This is a genomic window from Pseudomonas sp. SIMBA_067 (assembly GCF_046534675.1).
Taxonomy (GTDB): Bacteria; Pseudomonadota; Gammaproteobacteria; order Pseudomonadales; family Pseudomonadaceae; genus Aquipseudomonas; species Aquipseudomonas putida.
Genome location: NZ_JAWRYH010000768.1, coordinates 1 through 258, shown reverse-complemented (window position 1 = coordinate 258; position 258 = coordinate 1). Strand labels below are relative to the sequence as shown.

The following is a 258-nucleotide window of genomic DNA, read 5'->3' as shown; positions in this document are numbered from 1 at the left end:
AGTGAACGGCGACGTGCTGATCAGTCTCGACGCCGATCTCCAGGACGACCTCGACGCAATCCCGCGCATGCTGGGCGAATACCGCTCCGGCGCCGAGATCGTATTCGGCGTGCGGCAGCGGCGCGACAGCGATGGCTTCTTCAAGCGCGTCAGCGCGCGCGGCTACTACCGGCTGCTGCGCCGCTTCGGCGTCGATATCTTGCCGGATCACGCGGACTTCCGCCTGATGAGCCGCCGGGCGATCGAGGAGTTGCGCGG

1 protein-coding gene is annotated in these 258 nt (G+C 67.4%); it reads left to right on the top strand.

Features of this window, described 5'->3' with window-relative positions; translation table 11 throughout:
- Positions 1-258: glycosyltransferase (locus tag SB765_RS31250; protein WP_410932709.1), on the top strand; the 258-nt coding region annotated here is incomplete at both ends.